Genomic DNA, 23,032 nt, shown 5'->3' on the forward strand with positions numbered 1-23,032 from the left:
ATAAGTGCCAAAAATGCCCCCCAGTATCGCCCCAACCCCGCGCCATATTCGTTTTGACCGCAATGAGCTGGCGGGGGCTTTCGGGGATTTGGGCACCGATCTGCCGCTGCTTATTGGCATCATTGCCGCCTCAAACGTTGATAGCGCCAGTGTGCTGATCATGTTTGGGCTGATGCAGCTTTTTTCGGGATTTTGGTACGGACTGCCCATGCCAGTGCAACCACTGAAGGCGTTTGCGGCCCTCGTTATTGCCCAAAAACTGCCCGGCAACGTCATCTTTGGTGGTGGGCTGGCCATTGGTGTGGTCATGTTCCTGCTGTCGGTATTGGGGCTGATTGATGGGCTGGCCCGACTGGTGCCCAAACCCGTGGTACGCGGTATTCAGTTGGGGTTGGCCTTGCAACTGGCTTCTCTGGCGCTCAAGGAATATGTGCCCGCCGATGGCTTGGGGGGCTATTTGTTGGCTGCCGCCGCGTTTGGCGTCACGGTGGCGCTGCTTGGCAACCGTCGCTGGCCGGCGGCCCTGCTGGTCATTGCGCTGGGGGGCATTTATGCCTTGGTTTTCAAGCTCGATCTTACATCATCTTACGCCGCGCTGGGCTTCCATTTACCTACCTGGCATACGCCCAACCGTGCCGATGTGCTGACCGGAGCCCTGTTACTGGCCTTGCCTCAGATCCCGCTTTCCCTCGGCAATTCCATTCTGGCCACCAAGCAAGTCCTCACCGACTTCTTCCCCGAGCGCCGCATTACTGTCCGCCAAATCAGCTTCACTTACTCGCTGATGAATCTGGTCAATCCGTTTTTTGGCGGGGTTCCGGTGTGCCACGGCTCCGGGGGGCTGGTAGGGCACCATGCGTTTGGGGCACGCTCCGGGGGCTCCGTTATTCTATATGGGGGGCTTTTTTTGGTGATGGGCCTGTTTTTCAGCCAGGGCTTCGCCCAAATTGTGCAGATATTCCCGCTGCCTATACTTGGTATTCTGCTCTTGTTTGAATCCCTGACGCTAGCCGCTCTCATCCGCGACCTGACCGGCTCCCGCGCCGATTTGCTGGTGGCCCTGCTGGTAGGTTTGCTGTGTGGCGGGCTACCGTATGGGTATCTGGTAGGACTGGTGATTGGTACGGCGGTGTACTATGCTATGCAGCGCGGTTGGGCTGGCTTGGGCAAGTAATTGGGGCAGCAAACACATGTATTGCGCAGGCAAACCACAGAGTTATACCGTCGGCGCGCTCAGGATACCCCGGATTATCGTCTGGTAGATAAGAGTTTCGGTCATGCCGTTGTGCCCGATTCCGGGGAGCGTAATAAGCCGGTCGGTGGGTTTGAGCAAGGGTTTGAGCTTCAATGACGAGCCATAGTATACTACCTCATCCTGGTCGCCGTGGATGAGCACCACCGGCGCTTTTACCTGCGGCAATAACTCGTGGGTGCGCATGGGGTAGCGCAGCAATACGCCCGGTACCCAGGGGTAAAAGTGCTGAGCCAAGTCTTGAAAGCTGTAGTACGGAGCTTGCAGAATGAGCAGTCTGGGCTGATAATGAGCAGCGAGCCAGGTTGCCAGCCCCGTACCCAGCGAATAGCCCACCACCACAATTTGGTTTTCGTGGTACCGAACTTTGACATGCTCATACGCCACCTCAGCATCGCTAATGAACTGCTTTTCAGTGCTGATTGTGCCCTCACTTTTGCCGTAGCCCCGGTAGTCGAGCATAAACACGTCGTAACCAAGGCGGGTGTAAACCGGCGCTACATCACCCCAACTGGTCAGCGAGCCAGCGTTGCCGTGCAGGTAAAAGATGAGGCCTTTCGGGTCTGGCGTGGTGAAGAGTAAGCCATGCAGGCGCGTCCCATCGGCGGCCGGTATCCAGCGCTCCTCGAAGGGAACAGGGAAGGAAAATCGGTAGCCGGGGGGCAATTTTTGCGGAAAGAACAGCAGACTTTCCTGCTTGTAATAAAGCAGGCAGCACACCGCCGCATATAGCACCAAGGCTACGCCAAATGCAACAAGGAAAAGTTTCATGGCATAGGCTTGCGCCTAGTTGCTGGTGGCCGAGTAGGTAAGCTAATTTACAACTAAGCTATTACACTACGGCAAGCGGCGCAACTAAGTCGGGTGTGGGCTGCATAAGTTAGCCGCAGCTTGGCGTAAGCTTTTATTTACCAGGAAGTAAGCCTTGTAATAGCCGTAAGGCATAACAGCCTGCAAAGCTCTCCTTTAGCTCAACCAAAAACCGTGTTTTACCGTTGAGCTTCTTATGAAGCGCATTCCTCCATTTTATTCTTTAGTGCGTGGCATCGGTGTTAAGGATGTATACCACGATAATGCTGAGTGCCCTATTGCTAAGAGCGTGGAGGAGTTTTACCGGCTGCCGGGCACTGGGAAGAATCGAACGCACTGTACTTTCTGCGCCATTCTTAACGAATCGTTTGATTCAAGAGGGGTAAATATTTCTAGTCCTCTGTCCCCTCATCCAGAAGGGTAATTACCTCGTCCAGAGAGAGTTCGCCGGCTACAAACTGATTTAATAACTGCTGCTCACGCTGTGCAGGTGCCAGCGGTGTGTTTTGCGTAATGGTTAGAGCCCAGGCGACTGCCCGCTCGCGCCCGTCACGCTGCATCAAGTCAGAGGGTTGCAAAGGTTTCATACCTGCAATTTCCAACTCTCTCACCTATTGCGCAAGCTGAGCAGGACTGTATTTTCTTGAAATAATACTTAAATAGTAAAAGCAGCATGTAGCGTCAAATATGTGTTAATACTTACTTAAATGGTGTATTTTTTAAATGAACGCAAAGTGAACGCAAAGTGAACGCAAAGTGAACGCAAAGTGAACGCAAAGTGAACGCAAATTAAAATCTCGTTAAAAGCCTAAATAGCTCTGCTTCAGCATCGCTTAGAAGCAATACCTGAAATCGAAAGCTTAGCCCCCGATTGTCGACATCGACTCGAAATTAAGCTGATGTACGGGACGCTGCCGCTCGGCCTCGAAGCCATCGGCGGCGCGGTGGCGGAAAGCATGGATCAGCGCGGCGCGTACCTCTTCGTCGGGGCCACCGTTGCGCAGCAACGCCCGCACATCGAGTACGCCTTGGTCATAAAGGCATGTTTTGAGCCCGCCTTCCGCCGTAAGGCGAATGCGGTTGCAGGTGCCGCAGAAAGTCCGTGAGTAGGCAGCAATAATGCCTATCTGGCCCATGTGGCCCGGAATAGCGTAGGCCGTAGCCGTAGCGCCAGCCGGCGTAGGCAGCGCGTGCAGACCTGGAAAAGCCCCCCGCAAATGCTCCCGAATGCGAATGTGGTTCCAGGGCAGCGCAATGGCGCCGTGGCTACCGCCGTTGAAGGGCATTTCTTCAATAAAACGCACATCAACGGGCAGTTCGCGGGTAAACTCGGCCAGCGGAATCAGGTCTTCGATGTTCTGCCCATCCATTACCACCGCGTTTATTTTGACCGCAATGTTGGTAGCCAGCAACTTGTATAATGTGTCCAGCACGCGGGGTAGCTCATCGCGGCGGGTAATGCGCAGGAAGCGGGCCTGATCGAGTGTATCGAGGCTTAAATTAACGCTGCGGATGCCCATGCGCACCAGCTCGGGGATGTGCGGAGCGGTGAGTACGCCATTGGTTGTCAGACTGATATCCTGAATGCCCGGAATCCGGCTCAGCCGATCCATAAAAGGCACAAGGTCGCGGCGCACGAAGGGCTCACCACCGGTAAGCCGTACTTTGCGCACGCCTAATCCGGCCAAAATACCGACCACGCGCTCCATTTCTTCGTAGCTCAGCAGATCGCGCTTGGGCATATACTCGATACCTTCGGCGGGCATGCAGTAAAAGCAGCGCAGGTTGCATCTGTCCGTAACGGCCACGCGCACGTATTCGAGCGGACGGCCGTGATTATCGTACAAAACGGAAGGAGCAACAGGCATAGACGAGGTGAAAGGCAGCGGCAATCTATAACGTTCGGCGTCGTAAACCGGACGGTTTCGGAACAAAAATGGTTCGATGTACTTTGCTTTACGCAGCGCCTTCAGATAGGCTCAATTTACGAACTGACATCTCAACAAATGAAACTCAAACTTTCTCTTTTCGGCATCACAAAAGAAATTGTCGGCAGCTCCGAGCTGGAGTTGACCGCACCCGACACGCAATCGGTGGCCGGCCTCATGGAACAGCTCCGCACGCAATATCCAAAGCTGCGTGACCTAACCAGCTGCGCCGTAGCCGTAAACAGCGAGTATGCCGCCGATGATTATCAATTGCACGAGCGCGACGAAATTGCGCTTATTCCGCCCGTCAGCGGCGGCTAAAAAGCCCCCCAGTTAATTATAGGTGCCTATTTCTCCTCGCTAAACTTTGCCAATGCTCATTGAACTCACCGACCAGCCAATTGATGTAGCCGCTACCATTGCTGCCGTAGAAGCCGAAGGCGCGGGAGCTGTCAACGCCTTTATCGGTACGGTTCGCAACCAATCGACTGGCCGGCCGGTGGTGCGCCTGCACTATGAAGCCTACGATGCCATGGCGGTGCACCAAATGCGCCTCGTGGCCGAGCAGGCCCAGGAAAAGTGGCCAATGCTACAAAAAATAGCCGTTGTGCACCGCAAAGGCACGCTTGAAATTGGTCATGTAGCCGTGGTGGTAGCCGTATCTACGCCCCACCGCGCCGAGTCGTTTGCCGCCTGTCAGTTTATCATCGACACCCTGAAAAAAGTGGTGCCGATCTGGAAGAAAGAAGAGTTTGAGGACGGGCAGGTGTGGGTGGCCGCGCATCCGTAGGCCTCACCCCCCGGCCCCCTCTCCCAAAAAGAGGGGGAGCCAGCCGCTCAGTCTACGCGGCTACGTCGGCTGCCGCCTCCGCAACCGCTACCGCGTTCTTTTCTTGGTTTTACAAAGCAAAAAAGCCCCCCCAGAAGATATCTGGGGGGGCTTTTTTGATGCTGATTTCAGCGGATGAAACTGGTTGCCGTGCTGGAGGCGCGAGCCGAAAGTGCGGCGTTGAATGACTGACGTCTGGCTCCCCCGCAAACGCTTGAAGCGCGTTACCCCTAGGCGAGGGGGCCGGGGGGTGAGGCCAATTCCCGTTGCGCCGTTTCACGCTCCTCAGGAGTGTTCACATTGCGCAATTCGCGCGCATCGGGTGCCTTCAATACCGCCACGTCGGAGTTGATGAGCGCCTTGCGGGGGCACGAATAGCCCAGACTCAGAAACTGCAGCAGCGTGGTGTAGCTGCCGGGCTCCCAAATGGTAATCAGCGGCTCCGGGAAGTCGTTGTGCGGGCTTTGGTAAGCGGTGGCCATCTTACCCGGCTGGCGGTGCGCTACGAGGTGTTGCAGGGTATCGACGGAGAGGAAAGGTAGGTCGCAGGCTACTACCAGCCAAGCCGCGTTGGGGTCGAACTGGAAAGCGGATAAAATGCCCCCTAAAGGACCTAAATCTAGAAAACGGTCGGGGAGAGGCTGAAGCGAAGCGGGCAAGTCGGCTGCCTGGTCGGGGCGGCAGGATACGTGCACGTCGGTGCACACAGTAGCTAGTAGCTCGGCCACGTACTCGCGCTGCTCCTGGCCGTGGTAGTGCAGGCGTCCTTTGTCGGTTTGCATGCGCTGACTTTGCCCCCCAGCCAGGACCAGGCCGCGCAATGGTGGGGCGCTGGCCTGCCACCATTGTTTTATAAATCCTGCAATGCCTTCCGTGTCCGTTAGATCAAGCACCGTGATTTGGCCAGCGTTAAGCAAATGATTCTTGAGGTACTCAGGTAGCTCCTGCTCGGCGTTCACGCGCAAAATAAGCTGCACATCAGTGAGCTTATCCAGCTTGCGGTCCAGAGGCTTGGCTGGGTCGAGGATGATAATCTGCTGCTTTGCCCGAAAATGATTGCCGTTCACCAGCACCAGATTCTGGTGCGCCAGCCACTCCGGCTGACTAAACCGGTCCATAGCCCGTGGCTGATCCAGGCGGCGAAACTGAATCTTGTCGGTCAGCTCAGCCGTGGCACCGGCTTGTAGTATGGCGCTGGCGCCGGCCGTATCATCGGCGTCGGCGGTGGCGTGGTCGGCATCTACGTAGCCCACGCTCAGCGCCGGCGCCAAGTGCGGCAGCAGGCGGGCCACCAGGTCCTTTATTTTGCCACAGGGCGCACCCAAAATAGCCAGCTCGTGGCGGCCAAACTCACCGATGTTGGGGCGGGCCAGCGCGGCGTGCTTGGTACGGGGTTTGGGGGGCAAATCGGTGGAAGTTTTATTCGTCGACATGGTGGAAATCTTTTTTGCCGCCGGTCTTCTCGATCAGGCGGGTTTCGCTGATAACAATGTTGTGCGACAATGCCTTACACATATCATACACCGTAAGCGCCGCCACGGAAGCCCCCATCAGCGCCTCCATTTCTACGCCGGTTTTGCCCGTTACGGTAGCTGTGCATTCGATGATGATGGCATCGGGCGCGGCTACTTCAATGCGCACCTGGCAGTCGTCGAGCCCCAGCGGGTGGCAGAGCGGAATCAGGTCGGCGGTTTTCTTAGCGGCCATTACGCCGGCCAGAATCGCGGTTTGAAACACGGGACCTTTCCTGGTGGGCAAATCACCGGCCTGCACCAGCGCCAGAATTTCGGCGCCCAGCACCACGCGGCTGCGGGCGCGAGCCACGCGGCGGGTAGCAATTTTGCCCCCCACATCAACCATAGACGGCTGGCCAGCGGCGTTGAGGTGAGTAAGCGAATGGGATTCAGACATATTGGTGAGCTTTTCTTACTTATACGTCATGCAGAGCGGCAGCGAAGCATATCGCGTGCTGACGGCTGATTAGTGACCTTGGTAAACACGCGAGATGCTTCGCTTCGCTCTACATGACCGCCTTTTTATTAGCAGGATTGAAAAGTAGAGGAATACATTCCGAAACTATAACAGCTCACGCGGCAAACAGCCAGAATAAACCCAATTTACGATACGCAACCACAAACGTGCTTCGGTGTTTTCCGTCCAACTATTCTCCGTTTTCTATGATTTCTGTCGCCGAAGCCGAACGTCTTGTTCTAACTACCGTCCGCCCGCTGCCTGCCGAAACGGTGCCGCTGCTGGCTGCTACCGGCCGCGTACTGCGTCAGGACCTTACCGCCGACCGCGACTTTCCGCCCTTCAACCGAGTAGCGATGGATGGCATTGCGCTGGTGTTCGAGGCCGTAGCTGGGGGGCAAATTACGTTTCCCATTGAGACTATTCAGTTCGCCGGAGCCCCCCCGCAGCCGCTACAGAATCCGCAAGCCGCCGTCGAAATTATGACCGGCGCGGTGTTGCCGCCCGGCACTGATACAGTGGTGCGCTACGAAGACGTGACTTTTCAAGAAGTTGATGGCCAACGCACCGTTACCATTCAAGGCTTGCCTGAACGAGCCGGTCACAACGTGCATGCCCGCGCTGCCGACCGTCACCAGGGCGACTTACTGGTGCCTGCCGGTACCCGCCTCGGCCCGGCCGAAATAGCCGTGGCGGCTACTATTGGTGCGGCCACAGTGTTGGTTACGCGGCTGGCCCGCCTCGCCATCGTCAGCACCGGCGATGAGCTGGTGGACGTGGCGGAGCAGCCGCTGCCCCACCAGATTCGGCGCTCCAATGCTGCCATGCTGCAAGCCGCTGCCCAGGCCGCCGGCGCCACTACCGAAGCGTTTCATTTCATCGACGACCAGGACGTTCTGCGCCAAGGTTTGCCCCAACTGCTCCGCGAATTCGATGCGGTAGTGCTCAGCGGTGGTGTATCCAAAGGGCAAGCCGATTTCCTGCCCGGCGTGCTGCGCGAGCTAGGCGTGGAGCAGATTTTTCACGAAGTAGAGCAGCGGCCGGGTAAGCCGTTTTGGTTCGGGCAGCAGCCAGGCGGCGCGGTAGTATTTGCCTTGCCCGGCAATCCGGTATCCACCTTCGTAAACTACTACCGCTACGTGCAGCCCTGGCTCCGCGCCTGCCAGTCGCCCGAAATGCCCCCCGCTCCTGCCGCAGTAGCTGAGCTGGTCACTGATGTCAGCTTTCGTCCGCGCCTCACTCACTTCCTGCCCGTGCGACTAGAGATGGCCCCCGACGGCCGCCTGCTGGCTCACCCGCAACGAGCCGGCGGCTCCGGCGACTTAGCCAGCCTGCTTCACTGCGACGGTTTCCTGGAACTACCCGCGGAACAAACCGAATTCCCAGCCGGCCAGGTGTGGCCGCTGCTGCGGTTTCGGAGCTAGAGTATAAAATACTTTTCAAGAAAAAAGGCGGTCATGCAGAGCGACAGCGAAGCATCTGGCGTGCTGATGTGAGGTTAGTATTCTCACTAAACACGCGAGATGCTTCGCTGTCGCTCTGCATGACCGCCTTTTTAAAGTAGTCTTTCAGCTGTGGCTATCGATGCGAGAAAAAAGTCAGCTACGCCAGCACATGAATCACTGATTCCGAGAACCGCTCCATTTCCTCTAGTTGTGGGCTGCATTGCAACAGGAAGAAATCAACGCCCACAGCTTCGTATGCGCCAATGCGGTCCTGAATCTGGGCGGGCGTGCCGGTGAGGCCAGTGCGCAGGCCGCGGTTGGATACTGAGTAATCTTGTAGCGACACTTGCTGCTCCAGCTGCGTGCCGGCCAGCCACTGCTGGTAGTTGCCGTAGCCCGCGGCCGAAGCCTGTACGTTGGTAATACGGTCGAGCTCGCGCTTCACTTCCTGCTCGCTGTCGCGCACGATGCTGTAGCCGGCCACCCCAAACTTCATGGGGGGCAAATTTTTCTGCTCACGACGGCGACGCATGTCGGCAATGCGCTGGCCAATTTGCTCCGGCGAGTCGCCGTGCATCACGTAGCCGTCGCACTGCGAGGAAATAAGATCCTTGGCCGCCTCCGATTCGCCCCCTGCGTACAGGAAGGGCTTCTTGGCAGGCTTAGGCTGCAACACGTTGTCAGTCAGCTGATAATACTTGCCTTCGTAGGAAAAATGGTCCTTTTCCCACACGTTGGTCACCACATCCAGCCACTCTTTGGTGCGGGCGTAGCGGTCGTCGTGCTGCTCGAAGTGCAAGCCGTACTTGGTCGCCTCGTCGCGCCACCACGACGATACCACGTTCAGCGACAAGCGGCCCGGTGCAATCAGATCGATGTTGGCGGCTTGTTTGGCCAGTAAAGCCGGGTTATGAAAAGTAGGCCGCACCGCCACCATTATTTCCAGCTCTCTGGTCGAGGCTGCCAGGGCTGCGGCTGTGCTCCAAGCTTCGAGGGCCGGTGCTTCCTGACCTTTGATATCGTTCAAATACAGCTCAGCAATCAGCGTGAGGCTGTAGCCCCAGTCCTCGCTGCGCTGGGCCAGCTGTTTTACATAGTCCCACGACGTAGGCATTTGCTCATCAGGGACATTGCGGAGCCAACCGCCAAAAATGGGAAGCCAATACCCGAATTTCATATTGTCAGAGCGTTTGCGGTGGTCAATTCGAGTTGCTGCTCCAGGTAGTCCACGAAGCGGGCGTAAGGGTCAAAGCCTACCACGTTCACGGCGTCGGCCACGAAGTTGGATAAGGCATTGATGTCGTAGAACAGTGCCTCGCCGGTGCGGTCATCAATCAGATACTCGATGCCACCCACGTCGATTTTGGCGGAAGCCACTATGCGCTCCACGGCCTCAATTATCTCATCGGGCGGCGTAGTAGCTTCCACCTGAATGCCTTTCTTGGGTGCTTCGGTCAGGCAGAAGTCGCCGGCCGTAGGCTCGTCGGGTATCTGGCAGATTTCGGCTGGGCAAAGGTTAAAGCTCTCGCCCGTCGTGTACACCTTCATGGCGTATAAAAACTTGCCATCCAGGGTTTCCACGCGGGTAATATGCCCCCCACGCGGCGTCACGTACTCCTGCACCAACGCCGTTTGGTCGATGCCCAGATCAATTTGATTCGCGTCCACGGCTGCTTGCAGGCCTTCGGGCGTATCGAAGCGAATAATGCCCGCGCCGCTGCCGCCAATGTTCACCTTCACCACAATAGGAAAGCGCAGCTGCTTAGCCGCATCCACGGCCCGCGAGGCGTGGTTTATCACGAACGACTTCGGGTAGCTCAGCCCCAATGACTCGAACAGGGAGAGTTGGCGCGCCTTATTCGTCTCAATAGCCGTAGCCGCCGAGCCGTTGATGATACGCACGCCCAGTCGCTCCAGGTGAGTAGCGAAGCCGGCGGTGTGAAAAATGCCTTGTCCGTGTCCGCGCAGATAAGCCGAAGAGCTCATCCGATTCACCACCAGGCTATAGCGGCTTTCCTTCTCGGCGGGGTCAAACAGGTGATGGGCAGCGTCAATCTTTTCGTAGGGCAAACCGCGGCGGTCCAGCTCCGCAAATAAGGGCTTAAACCATTCGGGGTGCTCATAATAAATGCCGATAGGCTTCTGTAAATCAGACATGTTAGGTGCTATAGTAAGTAAGTGAAAACATTGGAAATCGGCGCGTTGCCAACGGCAGTAAAAGCTGGGGGGCTTTTTTGCTGCATGAAACAGACCGAATAAGTTGGAGCGCCGCAGGGCCGTAGCCAGCAAGGCCTGAATAGCGGTAGCGAGGTGCTCGGCACTGGCGCCTACAAGGCGGAGCCGCGAAAACAGGAGCACCAGCCAGTCGCTAGAAAAGCGTCAGGCTAGGTTGCCGGCAGGAAAGGGAAGAGGGGAAATCAACAACAACCTTGTCCTACCGAGCGCATACAACAGCACGGTTGCGAAGCAACGAGGGACGGGGAGAAGGCGGAGGTGTTGAAAAAGTCCACGGTAACTTGTTTTTATATGGTCAGGACTTGGCACCGTTCCACGGGGAGTGGGGGTTGCCGGCGCTTCGCGGAGCCTGTCTCTCTGCGCCTCTGTATAAAAACAATCCTTTGATGGGAAAGAATTGGTAGTGCAAAGGTACTATCAGGATTTTTAATATCCCAAATCCGAGGTTGTACCCTAGTCGTTGATGAGGTGATTTTTAAAGAAGGGTCGTCGTTCTGGCCTGCAATTCCAGCAGAGCAAATACTACGAAAGCAGCCACGCCCGCAGCCGCGTAAGCAGGCTGCCGGATGAGTCGGAAGTCGCTTGAGTTGTGTCCAAATCGTCATCCTGCACGGCTGTCATCAAGGCGCTGTGCTCGGACAAAATCTGTTGCGCGGCTTCCAGATCCTGCTGGCGCACGTGCAGCCGTACGCCACCCGAAATAGGGCCGTAGGGCCGATTTTCGTTGCTGATAAAGCAGGCAATGCCAGCCGTTTCCAGCTGATTTTTGGCCAGGTGCGCCGAAATAGAATTAGCAAATGACTCCAGCAGCACCACCGTGCCATCAGTTGACTCAATGAACATAGAAAGTAGGATTTGAGCTAAAACACGAGAAGCACCCGATTAGGTGCTTCTCGTGGCAAAAAATATGCGTGGGGGGCTTATTTGAACAAGTCCAGCGCTTTGATAAACGTTTGGGAAACGCCCCACAGAAGCGGCACGCCGACATACAGCCAGGCCAATGCCGTTTGCAGGCCCGATGAAGGCGTAGCGGCGGGTTCGGGAACGGTAGGATTTATGCGATTGTCCATGCGAAGTTTTTTTGATGATGGCCGAAGCCGGTTCGAGCCCTAAGCAGCCACTTTTTTGGCAGCGGCTTCCTTGTAGTGATATTTCTCGTTTACGGCCTTCACCAGCATATTGGCAATCAGGCCAACTACCAGCACTCCGGCCATCACATAAAACACCGTTTGATACGCCTCAGCCCCGGTCAGCCCTTTGTCCTTCTGACTTTGGTGCAAGTAGTTAACAATCAGGGGTCCCAGAATGCCAGCCGTTGACCAAGCAGTGAGCAGGCGCCCGTGAATGGCCCCCACCTGCATAGTGCCAAACAAGTCGCGCAGGTAAGCTGGAATAGTAGCGAAACCACCGCCGTACATGCTCAGAATCACGCAGCACACGATGACAAACAAAGCCAGCGAGTGATTGGCCGCCAGCGTAGGGACCAAAGCGTAGAGCACAATGCCCAACCCAAAGTAAATCATGTAGGTAGGCTTGCGGCCCAGCTTATCCGAGGCCGACGACCAGAAAAAGCGCCCCAGCAGATTGAACAAGCTCAGCAGACCAACAAAGCCTGCCGCCGCCGCCGCCGTTACACCCAGGCCCTCACCCATAGATACATCGGAAAAGGTTTCCTGAATAAGCGGGGAGGCTGTTTCGAGCACCCCGATACCAGCCGTTACATTCGTAACCAGTACCACCCATAGCAGCCAGAACTGCGGGGTTTTGATGGCCGTGTCGGCATCCACGTTGGCCGCCGTAATAAGCGTTGAATGCTGAGTGTTGGGCACATAGCCTTCCGGTTTCCAGCCTTCGGCTGGTACCCGAATTGTGAACACCCCAAACATCATGAAAACCAGGTAAATAGCTCCCATCGTGAGCATGGTAGGCGCTACGCCCATGGGGGCCGAATCTTTGAAATAAGCCATCAGCGCTACGGCCAGGGGCGAGCCGATCATGGCGCCGCCGCCAAAGCCCATAATAGCCATGCCCGTAGCTACGCCCGGCCTGTCGGGAAACCACTTGATTAGCGTACTTACCGGTGAAATGTATCCGATGCCCAGTCCGATGCCGCCCACAAAGCCATAGCCGAAGTACACCAGCCAGATGTTGTGTATGGATACGCCCAGGGCCGAAATAAAGAAGCCGCCGCTAAAGCATAAAGCCGAAGCCAGCATCGCCTTGCGCGGCCCAACTCGCTCCAGCCATTTGCCAAACACCGCCGCCGACAAACCCAGGAGCACGATGGCAATGGAGAAAATGACCGCGAGCTGGCCGGGTGTCCAGTCGCTAGGAGCCGGGGCGTTCACATCTCCACTGATAAGGGCTCCCATTGGCTTTTTGAATACGCTGAAGGCGTAGGCCTGCCCGATGGCAAGATGAATGGCGAGGGCCGCCGGCGGAATAAGCCAGCGGTTGAAGCCCGGCCCGGCAATGGTACGGCTGCGATCCAGCCATGAGGTAGAGGTTGCCATGCAGTAATAAAAGAGTGGTGGGAAATAGGTGAACGGGAGAGAGCTGGGGCAGGGCAGAGGCTGCAGATGCGTCTCTTGCATTGAGAATCAGGAAGGTAGAAGCTTTTGTTTCAGATTATCAACCTAAAAGCTATAAATGTTGCTAAACAACTATAGCTAACAGCCGTAGCCTACTGCTCAGCGGGCTTGCGACTCAGCCAGCCGCGCAAACCGGGCTGCCGACTAGCCCGCAGAAAATTTGCCAGCCCCCGGACCATACTTTCGGCCATCTGCTGCTGAAAATCAGGTGAGGTGAGAAGGCGCTCATCCTCAGGGTTTGAAACGAAGGCCGTTTCTACCAAGGCATTCGGGTATTCGGTTGGGCCATTTAGGCCAAAATTGAAGCTGCCCACGTTGCCAAAGCCCGGCAGGCCCGTAGCCAGCATTTCAGTGTACAGCGCTGTTGATAGAGGCCGAAACGCTACGTAGCGGTAGTAGGTGCTGGTGCCCCGTACAGCCTTGTTACCCGAGGAGTTGACGTGAATACTGACCAGCAAATCGGGGTTGGACTGGCGCAGGCGCAGAATTCTGTCGCCGTTGTCTACGCTCACGTCGGCGTCGCGGGTCATCAGCACGCGGGCGCCTTTGCGCTCTAGGGCCCGCTGCAAACGTTGGGCAATAGCTAAAGTGAGGTCTTTTTCGCGGGCGCCGCTGGCCCCTACGGCCCCGGTATTGGGGCCGCCGTGGCCGGCATCCACGGCTACGGTCAGGCCGCGCAGACTCATCTTAGCTGGGGGGCGTTTTACGCGAACGGTCAGCACATTATTCTGGTAACCAATGCCGTAGCCCCAGCTTTGGCGGTGGCGCAAATGCAGCACAAGCCGAAATACGTCGGGCTGCACCTGCTCATAATGCACATCGCCGAGGGCCTGCAAGCCGGCGCGCTGGGTTATCCAGTTGGTGTTGGAGGTAGCCCCGAATACGTCGATGACCAAGCGACTAGGTTCGGTGAGAACTTGGGAGCGGTAGGGCAGGCGCTCGGTGAGGGGCACGCGCACATAGTCGTAGAGCGAATCGCCCTGCACGATCCAGGAGCCAGTAAGCGAGGCGGGCGCAAAGCCGCCGGGGGGCAAAAAACGCACGTTGTTCTCAGGCACCCAGGCGGTCTGGTTTTCGGCCAGCCGCACCCGATACTGGTTGCCAACCTTGCCCGTAATGTGCAGTACCACCAACGAGTCGAGGTAGCCCATCTTGGCCCCGCCCAGGCGGTCCTCACCCAGGCCATAGTTCAGGTAAGCCAAGGGGCCCTTCGTAACGGCCAGCTGGGGGGCATTTTGGTTTAGAAAACGCACTTTGTTCTGGCTGAAAGCCACGGTGAGCATACTGTCGGGAGTGAGCAGCTCAAAGGCGATGGGCCGATCCGGTAGCGTATCGCCGGGCTGCACCACGTAGGTGCCTTGATAAATGCCAAGCTGGCCATTGGTGAGCGTAGGGGGCATTTCGGTCATCAATTTGCCCCCCAGAAACGTAGCCGTTGCGCCCGGCTGGCCTTTCAGACGCACTTGCAGCCGGTCGCCGGGCTGTAGCCACTGATCGGCGGCGGGCACGGTTTCGGCAGTTTCGATAAGCGGCGCCTGCGCCAGGGCAGCAGTGACGGGAAGCAGCAGAAACAGCCGCAGCAATAACTTGGAAACGAACATGAAATCAGAATGAGAATGACTTAGCCGGTACAAAACCCGTGCGCAGCATCATGGTGGAGGTTTGCAACCATTTGCCGGCCCACAGGCCTCATCGCCCCAGAGTCAGCTAGGCACCGAAGTGCAATTTGGTACCAGGCAGCTACGGCTCAGCGCCTGCCCGGTTTCTCTTCCTCCTCATTCCCATGTCTGTAATTATGCTTAAGACGCTACCCCTAGCAGTGTTTTTATTGGCCGCAGGCCAGTTTGCCCAGGCGCAGAACCAGACCAAACGCGCCTATGAGGCCGGCATCGAAGTCGTAAACTACAATCCTTCCGGCAACGGCCACCGCTACGCCAATTCTCCTGCAAACAATCCCGCTCAGTGGGTTTCCGGCGTGTTCTTACGCTATACTCCCACGCGGTTTGGGGTGCGGCTGGGGGGCAATTTTAGCCAGGGCACCGTGAAGCCGAACTACGATTATTGCGCCGACTGCCTGACGAGCGATATAACCGACAAGGAGCTGCAAGTAAAGCTGGGCGCTCAGTACGCGCCGCTGAAAAAATACGACTGGCTCTACGTCTTCACTGACCTGTATTACCGGCGCTACACCTCCACCGGCGACCTTACGGGTGGGAGGTGCGGCTGCCTGGATGTTACGGAAACCCGCACCTCCAACGGCCTTGGTCTGAACGCCGGCTTGGGGGCCAAAATCAGGGTGTATAAAAGCTTCTACCTGAGCCCGGAAATCTACTACGACGTGCTGCGCGCCCGCGACGAAACGACGAGCCGGGACAACCTCAACGGCAGTCCAGACTTTACCTATCAGGAAACCACAACCATGCACCGTCCGGCCATGCGGCTACGCGCCACTATTGCTTTCTGACACAAAGCGCAAAGCTAAAAGTCGGCTTGCTGTGGCCGGAAAGCAGTGCGTGAGGCTGAACGACTACTTGGCGTCGGTGGGGTGCAGGTGGTTGTAGAGCAGATCGGCGGCGGCTTCCATCAGCGGCAAATCGGTGGTGCGCTCCTGGCAGCGCTGCGTATCAAAGTGGCAAAGCGAGCCGAATGGCCTGCCCTCGTTATCCCGAATCAGGACCCCACAGTAAGACTGCACGGGCTTGTTAATCAGGTGACTGAGGCGCGGGTCAGTGGCGGCATCCGTGATTTCTAAGGGCGACTGCTGCCGGGTTAGTAAGATGCAATAAGAGGCCTCGAGGGGAGCATCGGGGCCGTGCACCACATTCACGGGGTCGCGCCGGTCGTAGAGGGCCACGTTGCGCAACTGGTCGCCATCGAAGCGAAAAATGCCGGTATAGCGGTGCGAGGTGCGGCTGTTCAGGTATTGGAGGGCAGTATGAACCCCATGCCGCTCCAACAGGGAGCTAAACTGCTCAATATCGGAGAGCACAGGCGAAGCGGAAGACGATGCAGTGGTCATAGGAAACAGGTGCGGCTAGACAGAATAAATAAAGCGAAAACAGACCTCGCGAATCGCTGCAAATCCGGAAAACAGAGCGGTAAGGCATCACTTCAACTGGCAGTAGATCAGTGATTTTGCGCTTGGCTTCATGAATATTTAAAAATACACTAAAAAGCCCCCCATGTACAACATGGGGGGCTTTTTCTTATGATACAACGTAACCCAACAGCAGTGTGCCCGACGTAGCTACGCGCCAAAAAGCTACTCCTTCACGGCTTGGCCCAGATCCTTGATGTCGCGGCCCGCTTCCATAGCTACAAACTCCGCTTGCAGGCCCCGAATGCGCAGCTCATCACGTCCGACTACATCCAGGCGCACCGCTTTAAGACGATCATTCAGGCGGCGATAAATGCTGGTAGCGTAGTCCCAGTCGCGCTGGGTCCACTGGCGGCGCTTAGCGCGGGTTTGGCGAAGTAGCTGGGTGTAAGCCGGCTCAATAGTCTGCGGGGTAAGCTGGCCGATGGCTGCATAGGTGCCCAGCAGCTCGGTGGCAAAGGTGGCCTCGGCGGCGGGGTCCAGGGGCTGACGATTGCGGGCGCGGGCGGAGGCAGTGTAGTCGCCGGCGCGGTCGCTGGCACGGTCGATGCGGTCGCCGGCGCGGTCGGCCAGCGTATCAAGCTTGCGGGCTTCCTGACGCACAATTTCCTGCCGTTCGCGGGGCGTGGTGTCGCAGCCGCTAAGCAGGAAAAGGCAGACAAAAGACAGGCCCGCAACAGGTGCCAGGGAGAGTGGAAACGGAGTGGCTGATTTCATAGTGGCGTGTACGCAACCACCGCCCAGTTGGATATTCAGGCTAGCCTGATTTCAGACCGAAAAAGCCCCCCAGCATTAAATGGCTACCTAGTAGTCCTCGTCGGTGCGGTCGCGCAGGTCGCGCAGCTGGCTTTGCAAACCCGGAAAGTGCGGACAGATTTTGGCCAGGCGGCGCAGCACGCGCAGGGCGCTCCGGTCTTCGCCCAGCATGCGCAGCATGGCCACCCAGCCGGAAAGGGCCCCAAAATGGCGGGGCTCACGGCGCAGCGTTTCGGCAATATCCAGCAAGGAGGCGCGGTACTCGCCCCGCATGTAGTAGGCCGTGGCGCGCTTGTTCCAGCCCTCAGCAAACTCCGGTCGGTGATCGATCAGGTATGTAAAGTCGGCAATGGCGCGGGTGTAGTCGCCGGCCGAAAGGGCCCGCATACCGGCCTCCAGATGCTTATCCAGGGCATGGTCGTGGGTGGTCAGCCAAATCTGCCAGATGCCGCTCTGCAACGCTTCAATCTCCGCTGGCACTTCGGCTTCCTGCAACCTGGCAAACAGATCATCGAGCGTAGTCATTTTTTCAGCCAGAGATTGTGAATTAGAATATACGCAGATAAGGCAGCGACGTGTTATGACTATTGATTCGGCAGGGAGATTTTATGAATTTCAGCGCCTGTTATAAGATGGCCGTCATGCAGAGCGGTAGCGAAGCATCTCGCGTGCTGAGCTTGTCGAAGCATCTCTCCCGCTTCGTTGGAATTACCAACCAGTAGAGATGCTTCGACAAGCTCAGCATGACGTTTTCTTTAATTGATTTACTTCTCCAGCATCAGCACGCGAGATGCTTCGCTACCGCTCTGTATGACCACTGTTTTATTTACTAATGTTGTCCCACACGCGCTTTTTGTTCAAAACAACTCCTTCGCCACGCGCCGAATCGACTCCGACTTGCCCATAGAATAATAGTGCAGACAAGGCACGCCGTGGGCCATCAATTCGCGGCTCTGGTTGATGCACCACTCAATGCCGATGCGGCGCGCATCCTCGTTGTCGCGGCACTGGCTTATAGCCTCGGCCAGCTCTTCCGGAATGTTAAGGAAAAACGTGCGCGGCAGCATCGTGAGCTGGCTTTTAGTGGTCATCGGCTTCAGGCCCGGAATGATGGGCGCCGTAATGCCCGCCGCCCGGCAGCGCTTTTCGAAGTTGAAAAACTGCTCATTGTCAAAAAACATCTGCGTGACGATGTACTCGGCGCCGCGGTCCATTTTCTGCTTCAGAAAGCGAATATCGGAGCCGTAGTTGGGTGCCTCGAAGTGCTTTTCCGGGTAGCCCGCCGTACCGATGCAGAAGTCGGTCGGAAACGTATCTTCCTGCTCATCATCCAGATACCGGCCTTTGTTCATGCAAGATACCTGTTCAATCAGGTCACTGGCGTAGGCGTGGCCGTCGGGCTCCGGAATAAAGTGCGGCTCCGACTTTATCGGGTCGCCGCGCAAAGCCAGCACATTGTCGATGCCCAAAAAGTGCAGGTCAATCAGCGCGTTCTCGGTCTCCTCTTTGGAGAAGCCGCCGCAGGTCAGGTGCGGTACCGTGTCCACATCAAAGCGGTTTTTGATGGCCGCACAAATCCCTACCGTGCCGGGCCGCTTGCGCACGGTTTTACGCTCCAGAAAGCCGTTGGGCTGCTTGCGGTACACGTACTCCTCGCGGTGGTAGGTCACGTCAATAAACGGCGGCTTGAACTCCATCAGCGGCTCAATGTTGCTGAACAGGTTCTGGATGTTCTCGCCCTTTCTGGGGGGCAAAACCTCGAAGGAAAACAGCGTTTTGCCGTCGGCTTTGATCAGGTGGTCAGTTACTTTCATATAGAACACCAGCAGCGGGCTGGTGAGTAGTTGTGGTAGTAAATAAGCTCCCCTCCTTACCAAGGAGGGGATGTTTTCGCGCAGCGGAAACGGGGGTGGTTGGCTCGTTGCTGATGTTGTTTAAAGGGTGGTCATGCTGAGGTCACGAAGCATCTCGCGTGCTGACGTCTGATTGCTAATCCCACTAAGCACGCGAGATGCTTCGCTGCCGCTCTGCATGACGTTCTGGGGGGCTTTTTATCAAACAATTTAACAACTAAACAACGTCTCCACCACCCCAGCGGCGGCGGCGCCGCGTCCCCTCCTTGCTAAGGATGGGAGTTGGTCGTTCTTACAGCGCCGTTACGGGTACGCTGGTTGGGTTATAATTTAGGTTTGGAGAGAGCCAGCGCTCCAGCTCCGCAATGGGCATGTTTTTGCGCTGGGCAATGTCCTCTACCTGGTCGCGGGCTATTTTGCCCAGGCCAAAGTAGCGCGAATCGGGGTGGGCGTAGTAGAGGCCGCTGACCGAGGAAGCCGGGTACATGGCCAGATTTTCGGTGAGCCGGATACCGGTTTGCTGGTCGGCGTCGAGCAGCTGAAACAGCGTGATTTTCTCGGTGTGGTCGGGGCAGCCAGGGTAGCCGGGGGCTGGCCGCACGCCGCGGTACTTCTCCTGAATAAGCTCTTCCTTGGTCAGCTTCTCGTCGGCCGAATAGCCCCAGAACTCCTCTCGCACACGCTGGTGCAGGCGCTCGGCAAAGGCCTCTGCCAAGCGGTCGGCCAGCGCCTTAATCATAATGCTGGAGTAGTCGTCGTGGTCGGCTTCGAACTTTTCGATGAGCTTTTCTATGCCCAGGCCCGCCGTTACGGCAAAGCCGCCGATGTAATCCTGGCGGCCCGATTCTTTGGGGGCCAAAAAGTCGGAGAAAGCGAGGTTGGGAATGCGGGGGCCTTTTTCGCCCTGCTGGCGCAAGGTGAAAAACTCGGTCGATACCTGTTCGCGTGTGTCATCGGCGTAGACTTCAATGGTATCGTAGCCAACGGTGTTGGCGGGCCAGAAACCGACCACGGCACGGGCCGTGAGCAGGTTTTCGCTGATAACTTTCTGAAGCAAAGCCTGCGCATCGGCAAACAGCTTGGTAGCCGCTTCGCCCAGGTTTTCGTCTTCCAAAATGCGTGGGTAGCGGCCTTTCAGCTCCCAGGTGTGAAAGAAAGGCGTCCAGTCGATGTATTCGGCCAGCTCGGCCAGCGGGTAATTATCCAGCACTTTCGTGCCCAGGAAAGTCGGCTTGGTGATGGGCGCGGTTTCCCAGTCGGCCTTGAATTGATTTTCGCGGGCCGCTTCAATGGTCAGGTAGCTCTTCTCCCGCTGCCGGGCCGCGTAATCAGTGCGCAGGGCGGTGTATTCGTCGCGCACCGTTTTGGCGTAGGTTTCGGCGCTGGAGCCGAGCAGACTAGCCGCCACGCCTACCGAGCGGGATGCGTCGTGTACGTGCACCATCGGCCCGGAGTAGTTGGGGGCCACTTTTACGGCCGCGTGCAGGCGCGAAGTGGTAGCGCCACCAATGAGCAGCGGGGTTTTCAGGCCGCGCTTTTCCATCTCCTGAGCCACGTACACCATCTCATCGAGGCTGGGCGTAATCAAGCCGCTCAGGCCGATTACGTCCACGTTTTGCTTCACGGCCTCGTCCAGAATGCGCTCCAGCGGCACCATCACGCCCAGGTCCACGATATCGAAGTTGTTGCAGGCCAGCACTACGCCCACGATGTTCTTGCCGATGTCATGCACGTCGCCTTTCACTGTAGCCAGCAGAATCTTACCGGCCGTTTGGCGCTCCGAGCCTTGCTTATCGGCCAGCAGATACGGCTCCAGATACGCCACCGCCTTCTTCATCACGCGAGCCGATTTCACTACCTGGGGCAGGAACATTTTGCCGGCGCCAAACAGGTCACCCACCACGTTCATACCAGCCATGAGCGGCCCTTCAATCACCTCCAGCGGTCGGCCTACTTGCTGACGCACTTCCTCGGTGTCTTCGTCGATAAACTCAGTGATGCCGCGTACCAAAGCGTGCTGCAGGCGTTCGGCCACGGGCAGGCTGCGCCAGGCATCGGCCACTACTTCTACCTTGTCTTTCTGCTTTACCGTTTCGGCAAAGTCGACGAGGCGCTCAGTGGCGTCGGGGCGGCGGTTGAGCAGCACGTCTTCTACCAACTCCAGCAGATCTTTCGGAATCTCGTCGTATACGCCTAGCTGGCTAGGGTTTACGATGCCCATGTCCAGGCCGGCGCGAATGGCGTGGTAGAGGAAAGACGTGTGCATGGCTTCGCGCACCACGTCGTTGCCGCGGTAGGAGAAGCTGATGTTGCTGACGCCGCCACTGGTGAGGGCGCCGGGCAGGTTGGCTTTAATCCACCGCACGGCCTCAATAAAGTCCAGGGCGTAGTTGCGGTGCTCTTCCATGCCGGTGCCCACGGTCAGGATGTTGGGGTCAAAGATGATGTCTTCGGCCGGGAAGCCCACTTCATTTACCAGAATGTCGTAGCTGCGCTGACAGATTTCGATGCGCCGCTCCAAAGAGTCGGCCTGGCCATTTTCGTCGAAGGCCATCACCACCATTGCCGCGCCGTACTGGCGCACGGTGCGGGCGCGCTCCTTGAATACTTCCTCGCCTTCTTTCAGGGAAATCGAATTGACGATGCTCTTGCCTTGCACGCATTTCAGGCCAGCTTCCAGCACGCTCCACTTCGAGGAGTCAATCATCACCGGCACGCGCGAAATGTCGGGCTCGGAGGCAATCAGGTTGAGGAAAGTAGTCATGGCCTGCTCCGAGTCGAGCATGCCTTCATCCATGTTCACGTCGAGGACCTGGGCGCCGCCTTCCACTTGGTCGCGGGCAACTTGCAGGGCCTGCTCGTAGGCGCCGGTGCGAATGAGGCGGGCGAAAGCGCGAGAGCCGGTCACGTTGCACCGCTCGCCCACGTTTACGAACAGGCTGTTGGGCGTGATGTCGAATGGCTCTAAGCCCGACAAGCGCGTTGTGGGGGGCAAATTGGGTAGCTGGCGCGGCTGGTATTTCTCGGCCAGCTTCGCTAGCTCGGCAATGTGCTGAGGCGTGGTGCCACAACAACCACCGGCCACCGTCACGATGCCCTCTTTCAGGTAATTCTCCACTACGGCCGCAAATTCCTGGGCCGACTCATCGTAGCCCCCAAAAGCATTAGGCAAACCAGCATTCGGATAAGCCGACACGTGCACATCAGCAATGCGGCTCAGCTCCTTCACATATACGTGCAGCTGATCAGCCCCAAGGGCGCAGTTCAAACCCACGCTCAGCAGCGGCAAGTGACTGATAGAGTTCCAGAAAGCTTCCACCGTCTGCCCCGAAAGCGTACGGCCCGAGGCATCCGTAATGGTGCCCGAAATCATGACCGGCACAACCCGACCGCCTTCGTCGAAGAATTTCTGCACGGCATACAGAGCCGCTTTGGCATTCAGCGTATCGAAGATGGTTTCAATCAGCAGCGTGTCGGAGCCACCTTCCACCAGGCCGCGCACCTGCTCGTGGTAAGCCGTTGCCAGCTCATCGAAGGTCACGGCGCGGAAGCCGGGGCGGTTCACGTCGGGTGAGAGGGAAGCAGTACGATTGGTGGGCCCGATGGCACCAGCTACGAAGCGCGGCTTATGCGGCTCGCGGGCCGTAAACTCGTCGGCAACTTCTTTCGCAATCCGCGCCGACTCGTAGTTGAGCTCGTAGGCCAAATGCTCCAACCCATAGTCGGCCTGGGCGATGGTAGTGCCGCTGAAGGTGTTGGTTTCCACCATGTCGGCCCCGGCGGCGAAATATTCAGCGTGAATACCGCGGATAATATCCGGTCTGGTCAGGCTGAGCAGGTCGTTGTTGCCGCGCAAGGGCTTGGGATGATCGGCGAAGCGCGTGCCCCGGAAGTCCTCCTCCGTCAGCGGATGGCGCTGAATCATGGTGCCCATGGCGCCATCGAGCACCAGAATGCGCTGTTGGAGAATGTCGTAGAGGGGGGAGGCGGGGCGAGTCGTTTTCATAAGGTCTCCTTTGGAAAAAGGCGTTTTTAGCGCTGCTTATCCAGAAAGAGAACCTCGCAACGCGGGCTCCGCACTTATCTTCTTCTGCCCGTGGGGGGCAAAATGGGAGTTGGCACCTTGTTTTACTCAGGTTGCCAAGACGTCGTAGGGCCCAGTCCCTCGGTCTTTCTGGATAAGTAGCTGAGCAAAGATACAGCAAGACGACGAAAAAAGTTTACTCTGATTTTAGAGCCTAAAACAAGAAGGGACTGACCTGCTG

At 57.3% G+C, this 23,032-nt stretch carries 21 protein-coding genes and 2 riboswitches; of the genes, 5 read left to right on the top strand and 16 right to left on the bottom strand.

The features are described from left to right. Positions 1–13: 13 nt before the first annotated feature. Positions 14–1,174 carry a putative sulfate/molybdate transporter gene (locus tag IEW06_RS06475; protein ID WP_188547747.1) on the top strand — a complete coding sequence of 387 codons (1,161 nt, stop codon included), beginning with the start codon at positions 14–16 and terminating at the stop codon, positions 1,172–1,174. 42 nt (positions 1,175–1,216) lie between these two features. Here the strand turns inward: IEW06_RS06475 and IEW06_RS06480 are convergent, their stop codons facing one another. From IEW06_RS06480 to moaA, 3 genes are all read right to left on the bottom strand, one after another. Further along, on the bottom strand, positions 1,217–2,023 hold the full coding sequence (locus IEW06_RS06480; RefSeq protein WP_187733398.1) for an alpha/beta hydrolase: 807 nt from the start codon (positions 2,021–2,023) through the stop codon (positions 1,217–1,219). 431 nt (positions 2,024–2,454) lie between these two features. Further along, positions 2,455–2,649 (bottom strand): hypothetical protein, encoded by a 195-nt coding sequence (locus tag IEW06_RS06485; protein WP_188547749.1) that lies wholly within the window; start codon positions 2,647–2,649, stop codon positions 2,455–2,457. Positions 2,650–2,922: 273 nt separating this feature from the next. Further along, positions 2,923–3,930: a GTP 3',8-cyclase MoaA gene (moaA, locus tag IEW06_RS06490; RefSeq protein WP_187733396.1), complete on the bottom strand. Its 1,008-nt coding sequence runs from the start codon at positions 3,928–3,930 to the stop codon at positions 2,923–2,925. Positions 3,931–4,068: 138 nt separating this feature from the next. On the opposite strand from moaA, the gene IEW06_RS06495 reads away from it, so the two are divergent. Both IEW06_RS06495 and IEW06_RS06500 read left to right on the top strand, forming a co-directional pair. Further along, a complete protein-coding gene (locus IEW06_RS06495; protein ID WP_187733395.1) occupies positions 4,069–4,311 on the top strand; it encodes a MoaD/ThiS family protein in 243 nt (80 codons plus the stop codon). A 52-nt stretch (positions 4,312–4,363) separates the two neighbouring features. Continuing rightward, positions 4,364–4,780 (top strand): molybdenum cofactor biosynthesis protein MoaE, encoded by a 417-nt coding sequence (locus IEW06_RS06500; protein ID WP_187733394.1) that lies wholly within the window; start codon positions 4,364–4,366, stop codon positions 4,778–4,780. Positions 4,781–5,049: 269 nt separating this feature from the next. Here the strand turns inward: IEW06_RS06500 and IEW06_RS06505 are convergent, their stop codons facing one another. Together IEW06_RS06505 and moaC are read right to left on the bottom strand one after the other, a co-directional pair. Then, positions 5,050–6,252, bottom strand: coding sequence for an NTP transferase domain-containing protein (locus IEW06_RS06505; protein ID WP_229743059.1), 1,203 nt, complete (start codon positions 6,250–6,252; stop codon positions 5,050–5,052). Next, positions 6,239–6,730 (bottom strand): cyclic pyranopterin monophosphate synthase MoaC, encoded by a 492-nt coding sequence (moaC, locus tag IEW06_RS06510; RefSeq protein WP_187733393.1) that lies wholly within the window; start codon positions 6,728–6,730, stop codon positions 6,239–6,241. Before moaC ends, IEW06_RS06505 begins: the two co-directional genes overlap by 14 nt. A gap of 266 nt (positions 6,731–6,996) precedes the next feature. On the opposite strand from moaC, the gene IEW06_RS06515 reads away from it, so the two are divergent. Further along, positions 6,997–8,214: a molybdopterin molybdotransferase MoeA gene (locus IEW06_RS06515; protein WP_188547751.1), complete on the top strand. Its 1,218-nt coding sequence runs from the start codon at positions 6,997–6,999 to the stop codon at positions 8,212–8,214. Between the two features lie 178 nt (positions 8,215–8,392). Here the strand turns inward: IEW06_RS06515 and IEW06_RS06520 are convergent, their stop codons facing one another. From IEW06_RS06520 to IEW06_RS06545, 6 genes are all read right to left on the bottom strand, one after another. Beyond that, positions 8,393–9,412, bottom strand: coding sequence for an LLM class flavin-dependent oxidoreductase (locus tag IEW06_RS06520; RefSeq protein ID WP_187733392.1), 1,020 nt, complete (start codon positions 9,410–9,412; stop codon positions 8,393–8,395). Continuing rightward, positions 9,409–10,593, bottom strand: coding sequence for an ATP-grasp domain-containing protein (locus IEW06_RS06525; protein WP_229743060.1), 1,185 nt, complete (start codon positions 10,591–10,593; stop codon positions 9,409–9,411). The genes IEW06_RS06520 and IEW06_RS06525 overlap by 4 nt, the downstream gene beginning before the upstream one ends. 161 nt (positions 10,594–10,754) lie before the next feature. After that, a riboswitch (SAM riboswitch) is annotated at positions 10,755–10,846 on the bottom strand. Between the two features lie 146 nt (positions 10,847–10,992). After that, positions 10,993–11,313: a putative signal transducing protein gene (locus IEW06_RS06530; RefSeq protein ID WP_187733389.1), complete on the bottom strand. Its 321-nt coding sequence runs from the start codon at positions 11,311–11,313 to the stop codon at positions 10,993–10,995. A gap of 77 nt (positions 11,314–11,390) precedes the next feature. Then, on the bottom strand, positions 11,391–11,540 hold the full coding sequence (locus IEW06_RS06535; RefSeq protein ID WP_187734371.1) for an MFS transporter small subunit: 150 nt from the start codon (positions 11,538–11,540) through the stop codon (positions 11,391–11,393). A gap of 39 nt (positions 11,541–11,579) precedes the next feature. Further along, positions 11,580–12,983, bottom strand: a complete 1,404-nt coding sequence (locus IEW06_RS06540; protein ID WP_187733388.1) for an L-lactate MFS transporter — start codon at positions 12,981–12,983, stop codon at positions 11,580–11,582. Positions 12,984–13,153: 170 nt separating this feature from the next. Continuing rightward, positions 13,154–14,662 carry an N-acetylmuramoyl-L-alanine amidase gene (locus tag IEW06_RS06545; RefSeq protein WP_188547753.1) on the bottom strand — a complete coding sequence of 503 codons (1,509 nt, stop codon included), beginning with the start codon at positions 14,660–14,662 and terminating at the stop codon, positions 13,154–13,156. Between the two features lie 194 nt (positions 14,663–14,856). Here IEW06_RS06545 and IEW06_RS06550 point away from each other — a divergent pair, with 194 nt between their 5' ends. After that, the gene (locus tag IEW06_RS06550; protein ID WP_187733385.1) at positions 14,857–15,525 is read left to right on the top strand and encodes an outer membrane beta-barrel protein; all 669 of its coding nucleotides are present in this window, start codon (positions 14,857–14,859) and stop codon (positions 15,523–15,525) included. A gap of 63 nt (positions 15,526–15,588) precedes the next feature. Here IEW06_RS06550 and IEW06_RS06555 read toward each other — a convergent pair whose 3' ends face one another. The 5 genes from IEW06_RS06555 to metH all read right to left on the bottom strand — a co-directional run bounded on the left by IEW06_RS06555 (position 15,589) and on the right by metH (position 22,773). Further along, complete coding sequence (locus IEW06_RS06555; protein ID WP_187733384.1) at positions 15,589–16,080, bottom strand: GAF domain-containing protein; 492 nt, start codon at positions 16,078–16,080, stop codon at positions 15,589–15,591. 243 nt (positions 16,081–16,323) lie between these two features. After that, positions 16,324–16,875: a hypothetical protein gene (locus tag IEW06_RS06560; protein WP_187733383.1), complete on the bottom strand. Its 552-nt coding sequence runs from the start codon at positions 16,873–16,875 to the stop codon at positions 16,324–16,326. A gap of 87 nt (positions 16,876–16,962) precedes the next feature. Next, on the bottom strand, positions 16,963–17,439 hold the full coding sequence (locus IEW06_RS06565; RefSeq protein WP_187733382.1) for a tetratricopeptide repeat protein: 477 nt from the start codon (positions 17,437–17,439) through the stop codon (positions 16,963–16,965). 332 nt (positions 17,440–17,771) lie between these two features. Further along, a complete protein-coding gene (metF, locus tag IEW06_RS06570; protein WP_187733381.1) occupies positions 17,772–18,728 on the bottom strand; it encodes a methylenetetrahydrofolate reductase [NAD(P)H] in 957 nt (318 codons plus the stop codon). Between the two features lie 331 nt (positions 18,729–19,059). Then, a complete protein-coding gene (gene metH, locus IEW06_RS06575; protein ID WP_188547755.1) occupies positions 19,060–22,773 on the bottom strand; it encodes a methionine synthase in 3,714 nt (1,237 codons plus the stop codon). A 71-nt stretch (positions 22,774–22,844) separates the two neighbouring features. Beyond that, a riboswitch (SAM riboswitch) is annotated at positions 22,845–22,952 on the bottom strand. Positions 22,953–23,032 lie beyond the last annotated feature (80 nt).

Origin of the sequence: Hymenobacter qilianensis, from assembly GCF_014638675.1 — a bacterium.
GTDB lineage: Bacteria > Bacteroidota > Bacteroidia > Cytophagales > Hymenobacteraceae > Hymenobacter > Hymenobacter qilianensis.